The 12,518-nt window shown below is 53.3% G+C and carries 12 protein-coding genes and 2 pseudogenes; 12 read left to right on the top strand and 2 right to left on the bottom strand.

What is annotated here, in order from left to right; translation table 11 throughout:
• The first annotated feature begins 125 nt into the window (after positions 1–125).
• From A0V43_RS10335 to A0V43_RS10285, 12 genes and pseudogenes are all read left to right on the top strand, one after another.
• Positions 126–517, top strand: a pseudogene (locus A0V43_RS10335) (cytidine deaminase).
• Complete coding sequence (gene era / locus A0V43_RS10330; RefSeq protein ID WP_063193046.1) at positions 510–1,418, top strand: GTPase Era; 909 nt, start codon at positions 510–512, stop codon at positions 1,416–1,418. Before A0V43_RS10335 ends, era begins: the two are co-directional and overlap by 8 nt.
• Positions 1,419–1,519: 101 nt before the next feature.
• Positions 1,520–1,663 carry a YqzL family protein gene (locus A0V43_RS19070; protein ID WP_015375430.1) on the top strand — a complete coding sequence of 48 codons (144 nt, stop codon included), beginning with the start codon at positions 1,520–1,522 and terminating at the stop codon, positions 1,661–1,663.
• Between the two features lie 31 nt (positions 1,664–1,694).
• Positions 1,695–2,483: a DNA repair protein RecO gene (gene recO / locus A0V43_RS10325; protein ID WP_011231966.1), complete on the top strand. Its 789-nt coding sequence runs from the start codon at positions 1,695–1,697 to the stop codon at positions 2,481–2,483.
• Positions 2,484–2,585: 102 nt separating this feature from the next.
• A complete protein-coding gene (locus A0V43_RS10320) occupies positions 2,586–3,179 on the top strand; it encodes a transcriptional regulator CcpN (protein ID WP_011231965.1) in 594 nt (197 codons plus the stop codon).
• 21 nt (positions 3,180–3,200) lie between these two features.
• On the top strand, positions 3,201–4,001 hold the full coding sequence (locus tag A0V43_RS10315) for a pyruvate, water dikinase regulatory protein (RefSeq protein WP_011231964.1): 801 nt from the start codon (positions 3,201–3,203) through the stop codon (positions 3,999–4,001).
• 531 nt (positions 4,002–4,532) lie between these two features.
• Positions 4,533–6,328 (top strand): annotated as a pseudogene (gene dnaG / locus A0V43_RS10310) (DNA primase).
• Between the two features lie 34 nt (positions 6,329–6,362).
• Complete coding sequence (gene rpoD / locus A0V43_RS10305; RefSeq protein ID WP_011231962.1) at positions 6,363–7,490, top strand: RNA polymerase sigma factor RpoD; 1,128 nt, start codon at positions 6,363–6,365, stop codon at positions 7,488–7,490.
• A gap of 73 nt (positions 7,491–7,563) precedes the next feature.
• Complete coding sequence (locus A0V43_RS10300; protein WP_015375428.1) at positions 7,564–8,079, top strand: hypothetical protein; 516 nt, start codon at positions 7,564–7,566, stop codon at positions 8,077–8,079.
• 108 nt (positions 8,080–8,187) lie between these two features.
• On the top strand, positions 8,188–8,550 hold the full coding sequence (cccA, locus tag A0V43_RS10295; protein WP_011231960.1) for a cytochrome c550: 363 nt from the start codon (positions 8,188–8,190) through the stop codon (positions 8,548–8,550).
• A 144-nt stretch (positions 8,551–8,694) separates the two neighbouring features.
• Positions 8,695–9,399, top strand: a complete 705-nt coding sequence (locus tag A0V43_RS10290; RefSeq protein ID WP_063193045.1) for a tRNA (adenine(22)-N(1))-methyltransferase — start codon at positions 8,695–8,697, stop codon at positions 9,397–9,399.
• Positions 9,396–10,517 carry a Nif3-like dinuclear metal center hexameric protein gene (locus A0V43_RS10285; RefSeq protein WP_015375425.1) on the top strand — a complete coding sequence of 374 codons (1,122 nt, stop codon included), beginning with the start codon at positions 9,396–9,398 and terminating at the stop codon, positions 10,515–10,517. Before A0V43_RS10290 ends, A0V43_RS10285 begins: the two co-directional genes overlap by 4 nt.
• Positions 10,518–10,598: 81 nt before the next feature.
• On the opposite strand, the gene A0V43_RS10280 is transcribed toward A0V43_RS10285, so the two are convergent.
• On the bottom strand, positions 10,599–11,549 hold the full coding sequence (locus A0V43_RS10280; RefSeq protein ID WP_012820514.1) for a 4-hydroxy-3-methylbut-2-enyl diphosphate reductase: 951 nt from the start codon (positions 11,547–11,549) through the stop codon (positions 10,599–10,601).
• Between the two features lie 121 nt (positions 11,550–11,670).
• The gene (vrrA, locus tag A0V43_RS10275; protein ID WP_015375423.1) at positions 11,671–12,201 is read right to left on the bottom strand and encodes a VrrA/YqfQ family protein; all 531 of its coding nucleotides are present in this window, start codon (positions 12,199–12,201) and stop codon (positions 11,671–11,673) included.
• Positions 12,202–12,518: the final 317 nt, after the last annotated feature.

The following is a 12,518-nucleotide window of genomic DNA, read 5'->3' as shown; positions in this document are numbered from 1 at the left end:
AATGAGAGAGAAAATTCTAATTTTTCTGTTACATTTTGATTTCAAATGATGAAATGGATGGCGTTTTTTTGTAAAATAAAAGAAAGCAGCGTTTGCTTGCAGGAAAGGAAGAGTCACTCGTGGAGATGGAGCAGCTCATTGCCGAAGCGAAAAAAGCGCGCGAACTCGCCTACGTGCCGTACTCGAAGTTTCCAGTCGGCGCCGCGCTGTTGACGAAAGGCGGCAGTGTGTACCGCGGCTGCAACATTGAAAACGCCGCCTACAGCGTGTGCAATTGTGCGGAGCGGACCGCGTTGTTTAAGGCATATTCGGAAGGGAGAAGGAGTTTACGGCTCTTGCGGTCATCGCCGACACTCCCCGCCCGGTGCCGCCGTGCGGCGCATGCCGCCAAGTGATCGCCGAACTTTGCCACGGCGATATGAAAGTCATTTTAGCCAACCTCAAAGGCGATGTGAAAGTCATGACAGTCAGCGAATTGCTGCCAGAAGCTTTTTCAGCGGAGGATTTGCATGCGTAAAGAAGGATACAAATCAGGATTTGTTGCCATTATCGGAAGACCAAACGTAGGAAAGTCGACGTTTTTAAACCGCGTCATCGGGCAAAAAATCGCGATTATGAGCGATAAACCGCAAACGACGCGCAATAAGATTCAAGGCGTGTACACGGACGATGACGCGCAAATCATCTTTATCGACACGCCTGGGGTGCACAAACCGAAGCATAAGCTCGGCGACTTTATGATGAAAGTGGCGCTCAATGCGCTTCGCGAAGTCGATTTGATTTTGTTTATGGTCAATGCCGAGGAAGGATTTGGGCGCGGTGAGGCGTTCATCATCGAACGGCTGAAAGAAGTGGACACCCCGGTGTTTTTAGTCATCAATAAGATCGACCGCGTCCATCCGGATGAATTGCTGCCGCTCATTGACCGATACAAAGATTTGTACCCGTTTGCTGAAATCGTGCCGATTTCGGCGCTTGAAGGGAACAATGTCGACCGCCTGCTTGAGCAAATTAAAGAGCGGCTGCCGGAAGGGCCGCAATATTATCCGCCGGACCAGATTACTGACCATCCGGAGCAGTTTATCATCGCCGAGCTCATTCGCGAGAAAGCGCTTCACTTAACGCGCGAGGAAGTTCCGCACTCGATTGCTGTCGTCGTCGAACGCATCGAGCGGCGAGAAGGATCGCCAGCGGTGTACATTAGCGCGGTGATCGTGGTGGAGCGCGATTCGCAAAAAGGAATCATCATCGGCAAGCAAGGCCGGATGCTGAAGGAAATCGGACAGCGGGCGCGCGCTGACATCGAAGCGCTGCTTGGATCCAAAGTGTTTTTGGAACTGTGGGTCAAAGTGCAAAAAGACTGGCGCAACCGTATGGCGCAGCTGCGTGATTTCGGGTTCCGTGAAGACGAGTATTGACGGTTAGAAAATTTTACGCGACATAAACCGTTTTTGCCTGAGCCAACCTATAGGTAGACCACCAATACGCAATGCCTGCAGGCGGAAAGAGGTGTCATTCCATGCTTGAGTTTACGTGGAAGCTGTTTAGCCAAACAGGCAATATCGACACGTACCTCCTATTTAAAGAGTTGGAACGAGAGCAACAGTTTGGCGGTGAAGAGCAAAACGCTGAACAGAACGAAATCGACCAGCCGATCTCGTAGCATCGTTGTTGGTAGAAGCGGTGGTGATGGGATGTTCGAAACGTGTGAAGCGATCGTCATGCGGACGGTCGATTATGGCGAAACAAATAAAATTGTCACATTGTTTACCCGAGAATGGGGAAAGGTGGCTGCGATGGCAAGGGGAGCGAAAAAGCCAAGCAGCCGCCTTTCTGCTGTTACGCAGCCGCTCTCATACGGCCATTATGTCATCCGCCGCAGCCGCGGCGTCGGCGTTCTTCACCAGGGAGAGCTCATCGACTCGATGCGGGCGCTGCGCGAAGATTTGTTTGCCGCCGCCTATGCGGTGTATATTGTAGAGCTCACCGACAAAAGCACGGAAGAGCAAAAGCGCAATCCGTACTTGTTTGAGCTTCTTTTGCAGACACTACAATATATGAGCGAAGGCCGCGATTTAGAGATTTTGACGTTCATTTACGAAATGAAAATGCTTGCAGTGCTTGGCATTCCGCCGGTGCTGGACCGTTGCGCCCGCTGCGGGGCGACGGAGGGGCGCTTCTCGTTTTCCGTCAAGGAGGCGGGCTTCCTTTGCCATCGCTGCGAGGCGTCCGATCCCCATCGGTTCCCGCTCTCTTCGGCTTCCGTCCGGCTGTTGCGCCTCTTTTTTCATATCGATCTTGCTCGGCTTGGGTCCATATCGGTGAAAGAAAGCACAAAGATGGAGCTGGGCGCCGTATTGTCCGCCTATTATGATGAATATGCCGGCCTGTCGCTGAAGACGAAGCGTTTTTTGCAGCAAATCGGTGAACTGAAAGACAAGCTCAGCCCCGACGGAGGGCAAGGAGCATCATTTTCATTGTGAATGGGGCGTGTAGTATAATATAAATGAGAGTGATAGCGTGTGGGACCTTTTTTGGCAAGGTGGTGAACGACGATCGAACTAAATAAACGCCAAGAGCAGATTTTGCAAATTGTGAAAGACTACGGGCCGATCACCGGAGAAAGCATCGCGGAGAAACTGAACTTGACGAGGGCGACGCTGCGGCCGGATTTGGCCATCTTGACGATGGCTGGCTACTTGGAAGCGCGGCCGCGCGTCGGCTATTTCTATACGGGAAAGACCGGCAAGCAGCTGTTCGCCGATAAAATGAAAAAGATGAAAGTCGAGGATTACCAATCGATTCCGGTTGTCGTCAATGAGAATGTGAGCGTCTATGATGCGATCGTCACAATGTTTCTAGAGGATGTCGGCACGCTGTTTGTCGTCGATGACGAATCGTTGCTTGCGGGCGTTTTGTCGCGCAAAGATTTGTTGCGCGCAAGCCTTGGCAAGCAGGAACTGACGGCGATCCCGGTCAATATTATTATGACGCGGATGCCGAACATCGCCGTTTGCTACAAGGACGACCCGCTCATTGACGTGGCTGAACAGCTGATTGAAAAACAGATCGATGCTATGCCGGTCGTGCGCAAAACGGAGAAAGGATATGAAGTGATCGGCCGTATTACGAAAACGAATATAACGAAAGCATTCGTGTCGCTAGCCAAAGAGGACTAATCCAAACAAAGGAGGAGAAGAATGAACCAGCGCCTTGTTTATGTCGTATCCGATTCCGGCGGGGAAACGGCCGAGCTTGTCGTCAAAGCGGCGGCCAGCCAGTTTCACGCCTCGCCGATTCAAGTGAAACGCGTCCCGTATGTGGAAGATAAAACGACATTGGCTGAAGTCGTCGCTTTAGCGAAAATGAACCGCGCCATTATCGCGTTTACGCTCGTCGTTCCGGAGATGCGGGAATTCTTGCTCGCCGAAGCGGCGCGCGAAGGGGTCGTCGCATACGATATCATCGGTCCGCTCATTGAAAAGATGAGCCATTTGTTCCAGCTGACGCCAAGATATGAGCCGGGTCAAGTGCGCGTACTTGACGAAGATTACTTCAAAAAGATTGAAGCGATCGAATTTGCCGTCAAATACGATGACGGGCGCGACCCGCGCGGCATTTTGCGCGCCGATATCGTGCTCATCGGCGTATCGCGCACATCGAAAACACCGCTGTCGCAATATTTGGCGCATAAGCGGCTGAAAGTGGCGAATGTGCCGATCGTTCCAGAGGTCGAGCCGCCGGAGCAGCTGTTTCGAGTCGGTCCGGGGAAATGCTTCGGCTTGAAAATCAGTCCGGATAAACTGCTTTCGATCCGCCGCGAGCGGCTGAAATCGCTCGGCCTGAACGACCAGGCGATTTACGCCAATATGGATCGAATCAAAGAGGAGCTCGCTTATTTTGATGAAGTCGTGAAAAAAATCGGCTGCGACGTCATCGATGTGACGAACAAGGCGGTCGAAGAGACGGCGAGCATCATTATGAAAAAGTTGAAGCGCTAGCTTCGCCTTATCCGCACGATTTCTTGATTGGAGTCGTGCGTTTTCTTATGGCATATTGCCGCGACTTATATTATAATAAAAAATTGCGAGAAAAATGACCTATATAGGTTTAGAGCGGCCATGAGACGAGTAAACTATTTATAGCCGCTTGTCAAGAAGAACGAAAAAAAGATTTTCGACAAAGTTGTCAATCATTCGGCAAAAAAGCAGGATTTTTTTGCGATGGTGTAGAATAATAGGGGTGTAAAGCAACCCTTGCTTTGAGAGCGCGGTCATCTGTTGCATAAGATCGTCAAGAAAAAAGTGAAATTTTCTTTTTCTTGCTGAAATATAATATACCGAAGCGCATCTTCGAGATGCACCGCTCTGATGAATCTTTGTCCAGACGGCGGGCTGAGGGGCGGGAAGCGGATGATCAAGCCAGCCGACTTTACGGGCAAGGGGGCGAAACGAACGTTTTGAAAAAATTTGTCGAAATGGAAAGGAAAATCGGCTTGCTGCCGAGAATAAATACGATACGGGGTTGTTCGTATGGGACATCGCATTCCCGAGGAAACGATTGAAGCCATCCGCCGCGGCGTTGACATCGTTGACATCATTGGCGAATACGTCCAGTTGAAAAAGCAAGGCCGCAACTATTTTGGCTTATGCCCGTTTCACGGAGAAAAGACGCCATCGTTTTCCGTTTCCCCAGAAAAGCAAATTTTCCACTGCTTCGGCTGCGGGGCAGGGGGAATGCCTTTACGTTTTTAATGGATATCGAAGGCATTCCGTTTGTGGAAGCGGCGAAACGTCTTGCGGCCAAAGCAGGGATCGACTTGTCCGCCTATGAGCTGGACGGCCGCGGGAGTGATGGCAGCCGAGCCGACGAGGCGAAGGCGATGGTCGAAGCACACACGTTGTTGAAACGATTTTACCATCATTTGCTTGTCCATACAAAAGAAGGACAAGCCGCGCTCGATTATTTGCAGGTGCGCGGGTGGACAAAAGAAACGATCGACCGATTTGAAATCGGCTATGCGCCGGATGTTCCTGATGCCGCCGTCAAGCTGCTGGAGAGCCGTTCGTTTCCGTTGGTGTTGATGGAAAAGGCGGGCTTGTTGGTGAAAAAAGAAGACGGGCGATACGTCGACCGCTTCCGGAATCGGATTATGTTTCCGATCCATGATCATCGCGGCGAGACGGTTGGTTTTTCCGGCCGTCTGCTTGGCGACGGGCAACCAAAGTACATGAACAGCCCAGAAACGCCGATTTTCCGCAAAGGCACGCTTTTGTATTTTTTTCACGAGGCGCGCGTGTCAATCCGCAAGCGTCAAGAGGCGCTGCTCGTTGAAGGGTTTGCCGATGTCATCTCTGCCGTGCAGGCCGGCGTTGACTATGTGGTGGCAACGATGGGAACGTCGCTGACCGAGGAGCAGGCACGCATTTTGCGCCGCCATGCTGAAACGGTCACGATTTGCTATGACGGCGACAGCGCCGGAACGGAAGCCGCCTGGCGCGCCGCCGAACAATTGAGCGCGTTCGGGTGCCGCGTGAAGGTAGCGTTGCTCCCGGACGGGCTGGATCCAGATGAATATATACGCACTTCTGGCGCCGACCGTTTTGCCGAAGAGATCGCCGCCGCCCGGCCGCTCATGGCGTTTAAAATGGATCGTTTGCGGCGGGGAAAAAATTTGCAGGAAGAAGGCGACCGGCTCCGTTATATCGAGGAAGCGCTCCGAGAAATCAGCAAGCTGTCGAGCCCGGTGGAAAAAGATTATTATATGCGCCAGCTTGCGGATGAGTTTTCGCTGTCGCTCTCCGCGCTTTACGAACAGTTGTCCCGCTCCAAGCCGGAACAGCCAAAGCCGCAGGTGAACGACGGCGGAAAACCGTCCCAGCCGGCATTGACGAAAAAATTGCTTCCGGCCTTTCAAAATGCCGAGCGGTTGCTGCTTGCCCATATGATGCGGAGCCGCGATGTGGCGTTCATCGTTCAGGAGAAGGTCGGCGGCCGATTTAATATCGAAGAGCATCGGGCGTTGGCTGCTTACATTTACGCCTTTTACGAAGAGGGGCATGAAGCCGACCCCAGCGCGCTCATGTCTCGGCTTCCCGGCGAGTTGCGGACGCTGGCGAGCGAGCTGTCGCTTTTTTTGGTCGCAGACGACGTTTCCGAGCGGGAGCTTGCCGATTGCATCCGGCATGTGTTGAATCACCCGAAATGGTTAATGCTAAAGGAAAAAGAGCAAGAAAAGACGGAAGCGGAGCGAAGAAAAGACTTTTTGACGGCCGCCCGCATCGCGAAAGAGATGATTGAGATGAAAAAAATGTTATCTTCTTCATAACATGGTGGTATGAGTTTTTAAAGGAGGTAATGAAATGGCTGAAAAACCAGCCCAATCAAAGCAGGCTGAAGCTGCCGGAGAATCGCTTGAACAAGTGAAAGAGCAACTCGCTGAGCTCGGCAAAAAGCGGGGGATCCTCACCTACGAGGAAATCGCTGAGCGGTTGTCTGGCTTTGATTTGGACTCCGACCAGATGGATGAGTATTATGAATACCTCGCTGAGCAGGGCATTGAAGTGATCAGCGAATCTGACCTTGAGGCCGATCCGGACATCGACGACTTGGCCAAAGAGGAAGAATTCGACTTAAATGACTTGTCCGTTCCTCCAGGCGTCAAAATCAATGACCCGGTGCGCATGTACTTGAAGGAGATCGGCCGCGTGCCGCTGTTGTCGGCGGAAGAGGAAATCGAGCTGGCGAAACGGATCGAGCAAGGCGATGAAGAAGCAAAACGCCGGCTGACGGAAGCGAACCTCCGCCTCGTCGTCAGCATCGCCAAACGGTATGTCGGCCGCGGCATGCTCTTTCTTGATTTGATTCAAGAAGGGAACATGGGGCTGATCAAGGCGGTCGAAAAGTTTGACTATCGGAAAGGCTACAAGTTCAGCACGTACGCGACGTGGTGGATCCGCCAAGCCATCACAAGGGCGATCGCCGATCAGGCGCGGACGATTCGCATCCCGGTTCATATGGTCGAAACGATCAATAAACTGATCCGCGTCCAACGGCAATTGCTCCAAGACCTCGGGCGCGAACCAACGCCGGAAGAAATCGCCGAGGAAATGGATTTGACACCGGAAAAAGTGCGGGAAATTTTGAAAATCGCCCAAGAACCGGTGTCGCTCGAGACGCCGATCGGCGAGGAAGATGACTCGCATCTTGGCGATTTCATCGAAGACCAAGACGCGACATCGCCATCCGAGCACGCTGCTTACGAGCTGTTGAAAGAGCAGCTCGAAGATGTGCTTGATACGCTGACGGATCGCGAGGAAAATGTGCTGCGTCTCCGCTTCGGGCTTGACGACGGACGGACGCGGACGCTCGAAGAAGTCGGCAAAGTGTTCGGCGTGACGCGCGAACGCATCCGTCAAATTGAAGCCAAAGCGTTGCGCAAGCTGCGCCATCCAAGCCGCAGCAAACGGCTGAAAGACTTTTTAGAGTGACTGTTTTGTTCGATAGTTTACTTCTTCGGAAGTAAACTATTTTTTCTTTCTTTATGGGAAAGGTGGTCTATCTATGAATCGGCAACGACGGGAAACGATCATCCAAGAAATCGAATATTGGAAACGTTCGCGCCTTCTGCCGGAACATTATTGCGACTATTTGCTCGCGTTGTACACGGAAGGAGACGCCCGTTCGCACGGACGACGGTGGCGCAGCTCGCTCGCCGCTGGTCTCTGTTTATTGCTTCCAGCCGTTGCTCTTGTCATTTATTTTACTGAATTGTCATTCGTTTTGCAAACGCTCCTTTTCGCCCTATTTTTGGCTGCCTGCTTGTTCTTTTGTTGGCGGTGGCGGAACAAGCGGGAGCTCCTTCACTTTCCGCTCATCGGAAGCGCCTGGATTTTGCTTGTGGCATCCATTCTTGAGGTTGATCGGTATTTTCCCAGGCAAACGGGTGCGCTAGCAGCTGTCGTGCTCGGAAACTGTGTTCTCTGGTTTGTTGTCGGCCGCCTGCTTCACCTTCGCTACTTTTCGCTCGCCGCTGTCAGCGGGGCGTTGCTTGTAACCGCCGCCATCTGGTGGCGCTGAGGCGTGTTGTTGCCATTTCGGCAACTTAGGGCTTTTCCTTGTCCATTATTTACAGTAAAATAAAATTGTTTGCAGCGTTCTTCATTATACATAAGGGAGGTAAAAGAGATGAACCGCAATCCGCTCATCCCGTTTTTCATCATCATGGCATTCGGGATTGTGCTGACGTTCGTCTTGTCGTTTAAAGGGCTAGGCGATGCGAAGGAAATGGCCAAAGAGAAAAAAGGCGGCGAAAAAACGGAACAAACGGCCGAATTCAACCCAGAACAGTTTTACCAACAAACGTGTTCTGGCTGTCACGGCCAAAATTATGAAGGCGGCGTCGGTCCATCGTTGAAAGGGGTCGGGCAACGGCTGTCGATGGACCAAATTAAAGACGTCATCCAACACGGGCGCGGCAACATGCCGCCAGGGCTTGTGCCGGCGGATAAAGCCGATGCCATGGCGAAATGGCTCGCCGGTTTAAAATAATGGATGGTGAACATCCCTTTGCTTTTTGGCAAGGGGATGTTTTGTTTAGTACAATAGAGGCGCGCGGTGTTGGAGAGGAAAGGAGGGGAAGGCGAACCGCCTTCGCGCTGCAGGTGGCGGAAGGTTGGTAGCCATTGCGGTGCTATGAACGAATTTCGCCTGTCGAAACGGCTGGAAACGGTCGCCTCATTCATTCCAAAAGGGGCAGTGCTTGCTGACATCGGATCGGATCATGCGTATTTGCCTTGCTATGCCTGCTTGCACGGCTACGCATCAAAAGCCATTGCCGGCGAGGTGGCGGACGGACCGTTCCGCCTAGCGCAGCAGCAAGTCGAGAAGTCCGGGCTTTCTCATCTCATTTCCGTGCGCAAAGGGGATGGGCTTTCGATCCTTGCCCCGGGGGAGGTGAACTGCATCACGATCGCCGGCATGGGTGGGGCGCTGATCGCCCGCATTTTGGGCGACGGAAAGGAAAAGCTTGCCGGTGTCAAACGGCTCATTTTGCAACCGAACATCGGTGCGGAACTTGTTCGCCGTTGGCTTCTTGATCATGGGTGGGAGCTCGTGGCTGAGCGCATTTTGAAAGAAGATGGGCAAATTTATGAAGTACTCGTCGCCGAGCCTGGCGCCCCCCGACGGCCGTATCGCCATCTCGAGGCGGAGCTGCTCCTTGGACCGTTTTTGCGCCGGGAAAACAGCGAGGTGTTCCGCGAAAAGTGGAAGCGCGAGATTGAAAATTGGAAACGGATCATCGCTGATTTGACGGCCAAAGGGCAAAGTGAAGCGGCCAAGCGGAAAAAGCGTGAACTGGAGAGAAAAGTTCAATTGGTGGAGGAGGCGTTGTTATGAGCCGCGTTCCGTACGGTTATGAAATCATTCAGCTTCTTGAGCAGCTTGCTCCGAAACAGTTGGCGATGGAAGGGGATCGGATCGGTCTGCAAATCGGGACGCTAAACAAGCCGGTCAAAAAAGTGATGATCGCTCTTGATGTGCTCGAAGATGTCGTTGTCGAAGCGATCGATCAGCAAGTGGATTTAATCATCGCCCACCACCCGCCGCTGTACCGCCCGCTGAAGCAATTGCTGACTGATGATGGGCACGGGCGGATGATCGCCGCGTGCATCAAGCATGACATTGCGGTGTACGCCGCCCATACGAATTTGGATGTGGCCGATGGCGGTCTGAACGATTGGCTTGCCGAGGCGCTCGGCTTAAACGATACGGCTGTGCTTGTGCCGACGTATACCGAACCGTTGAAAAAGCTCGTTGTTTATGTGCCGGTGACGCATGCTGAGGTGGTGCGGAAGGCCTTAGGCGATGCCGGCGCCGGGCATATCGGCCGCTACAGCCATTGCACGTTCAACAGCCGCGGCGTCGGCACGTTTTTGCCGCACGAAGGGGCGCGGCCGTTCATCGGCGAGCAAGGGCGGCTCGAGGAAGTTGAGGAAGTGCGCATCGAAACGATCGTGCCGGCCTCTCTTGAACGGGAAGCGATTCAGGCGATGCTGGCTGTTCATCCGTATGAGGAAGTGGCCTATGATATCTATCCGCTTGACAATGAAGGCCGCCGCTTCGGGCTCGGGCGCATTGGCCGGCTGCCGCAGCCGGTGACGCTTGGCGCTTTTGCCGAGCAGGTGAAAACGGCGTTTTCCGTTCCGGCGGTGCGCGTCGTTGGCCGGCTGGATGATCTCGTGCAAACGGTCGCGGTGCTTGGCGGGGATGGGAATAAGTTTGTCGCTGCCGCCGCATCGGCCGGGGCGGACGTATACGTGACAGGGGATGTGTATTACCACACCGCCCATGACGCCCAAGCGCTCGGCCTTCACATCATTGATCCGGGACATCATGCAGAAAAAATCATGAAAGAAGGCGTAGCCCGATACTTAATCACTGAGCTCTCGAAACGTCAATGGGAGGCGGAAGTGGTTGCTTCCAGCGTCCATACTGATCCGTTTCAGTTCGTATGAACGGCCAACGAAAAAGGCTGTCCTGGATGAGCGGTTCAACCGTTTGTCCAAGACAGCCTCTCTTTATGGATGAAACAACCGTCACTCTTCTTTCTTTGTTTTCACTTTCGGCAAGATTTTTTGCAACGGCACTTTCCGTTCCCTCTTCCATGTCGATGGGTCGTTCGGGTCAAACTGCTCCAAAAAGTCGATCACTTCTTTCGTAATCGGCGTCGGGGTGGAAGCGCCGGCGGTGACAGCGACTTTTTTCGCATCTTTAATCCAGTTGATGTCGATTTCCGTCACATCAGCGACGCGATACGCCTTCGTGCCGGCGATCTCTTCCGATACTTGGGCGAGGCGGTTCGAGTTGTTGCTGCGCGGGTCGCCGACGACGATCGTCACATCGGCTTCCTTCGCCTGCTCAGCGACCGCTTCTTGTCGGAGCTGGGTGGCCAGGCAAATTTCTTTATGCATTTCCACGTGCGGGTATTTTTCTTTCACTTTCGCCATGATATCGGCGACGTCCCATTGGCTCATCGTCGTTTGGTTTGTCACCATGATGCGCTCATTGTGAATGGACAGCCGTTCGACATCATCGATGGTTTCCACAAGATGGATTCTTTCCGGATTGATGCCGACCGCTCCTTCCGGTTCCGGATGTCCTTTTTTGCCAATATAGATGATATCGTAGCCATCGGCGAGCTTTTGTTCGATGAGCCGATGCGTTTTTGTCACATCGGGGCATGTCGCATCAATCGTGACAAGTCCCTTTTCGAGCGCTCGTTTTTTCACTTCCGGTGAGACGCCGTGGGCGGTGAAAATGACGGTGCCATGGTCGATTTTTTCCAAAATTTCCAAACGATTTTCTCCATCGAGCGTGATGATGCCTTCTTCGGCAAACGCGTCCGTGACGTGCTTATTATGGACGATCATGCCGAGAATGTAAATAGGACGCGGCAAAGATGGGTCCAACGCCGCGTTGCGGGCGATGACCATTGCATCGACCACCCCGTAGCAATACCCGCGCGGGGTAATTTTAATCACTTCCATCATATTCCCTCCCTGCCGCCGGTTGTGCGGCGGTTGTTCACCTTCCATTATATCGGAGCACCGGGGAGAAGACAAAGAATAACCGCCCTAAACAGCGGGTGCGCTAGGGCGGGGAAAGAAACTAGATATACAGTTTCGGCTTGGACGGCTTCGGGGCGGCCGGTGCTTCTTTTTCTTGCGGCTCTTCGCGCTTTGCCTGCGGAACGGAGCGTTTTTTTGGCGCCTTGGCGGCCGGCTTTTGTTTCGTTTCGTTGGCCGGTGCGCTTTCCGACGTTGTTTCGCCTTCCCCTTCATCGGCCGGTTTCAACTCGCGGAAAATGCGGATCATCGCCGGAAGATTGCGGATGAGCGGTCCATACTGTTGCACCATCGGCATGACGTTTTGTGCGATGCCAAGCATTTTTTGCACGTTGTTTAACATGCCAACCAAGCCGCCGCCCGTGTTGGATGCGGCGGTGTTAGCGGCGTTGGACAAAAACGGCAGCCCCCACGGAGACGATGCAGCAGCCGGCGGCTGCCCGCGCGAAAACAAGCGGGCCAAGAAGCCGCCGGGGCCGCTGGGGCCAAAAGGCGGCGCCGGCATGCGGGCGAACGGGGCTGGCGGCCTTCCGGCAAACGGAGAAGGCATCATCGGGGGCCGACTGTATCTCATAGCAGCTTCCTCCTTTCGGTCGTGCGGATGAACGAATGTCCTCCTTATCTACAATATGCGGGCAAGGCGGGAAAGGTTTGTTGCAGGATCGTCTTTAGTTGCGGCAGGGGCAGCGATTCGCTATAATGGTGAAGCGGACGAAGCGGTGCCCATATGCCATTTGAAACGTTAACGTTTACGCTCTTTTATGGAGCCAGCCGGTATTGGATCGACTGTCGGGTGACCGAACCATACTGCTTCCAGACCGATGCATGGATTTGTGAAACGGTTGGTTGTTCCGTCGCGTCAAAGCTTGCCGCCGACAGTTGGAAAAATAG

It is taken from the genome of Geobacillus sp. JS12 (assembly GCF_001592395.1).
In the GTDB taxonomy this organism is placed as follows: Bacteria; Bacillota; Bacilli; order Bacillales; family Anoxybacillaceae; genus Geobacillus; species Geobacillus zalihae.
This window is presented reverse-complemented; position numbering and strand designations above follow the sequence as displayed.

Coding starts and splice junctions, on each gene's coding strand:
- A0V43_RS10280 (WP_012820514.1), bottom strand. CDS start 11,549: ATGGAAGTGATTAAAATTACCCCGCGCGGGTATTGCTACGGGGTGGTC.
- vrrA (WP_015375423.1), bottom strand. CDS start 12,201: ATGAGATACAGTCGGCCCCCGATGATGCCTTCTCCGTTTGCCGGAAGG.
- A0V43_RS10300 (WP_015375428.1), top strand. CDS start 7,564: ATGAATCGGCAACGACGGGAAACGATCATCCAAGAAATCGAATATTGG.
- cccA (WP_011231960.1), top strand. CDS start 8,188: ATGAACCGCAATCCGCTCATCCCGTTTTTCATCATCATGGCATTCGGG.
- A0V43_RS10290 (WP_063193045.1), top strand. CDS start 8,695: ATGAACGAATTTCGCCTGTCGAAACGGCTGGAAACGGTCGCCTCATTC.
- A0V43_RS19070 (WP_015375430.1), top strand. CDS start 1,520: ATGCTTGAGTTTACGTGGAAGCTGTTTAGCCAAACAGGCAATATCGAC.
- A0V43_RS10315 (WP_011231964.1), top strand. CDS start 3,201: ATGAACCAGCGCCTTGTTTATGTCGTATCCGATTCCGGCGGGGAAACG.
- recO (WP_011231966.1), top strand. CDS start 1,695: ATGTTCGAAACGTGTGAAGCGATCGTCATGCGGACGGTCGATTATGGC.
- A0V43_RS10285 (WP_015375425.1), top strand. CDS start 9,396: ATGAGCCGCGTTCCGTACGGTTATGAAATCATTCAGCTTCTTGAGCAG.
- rpoD (WP_011231962.1), top strand. CDS start 6,363: ATGGCTGAAAAACCAGCCCAATCAAAGCAGGCTGAAGCTGCCGGAGAA.
- era (WP_063193046.1), top strand. CDS start 510: ATGCGTAAAGAAGGATACAAATCAGGATTTGTTGCCATTATCGGAAGA.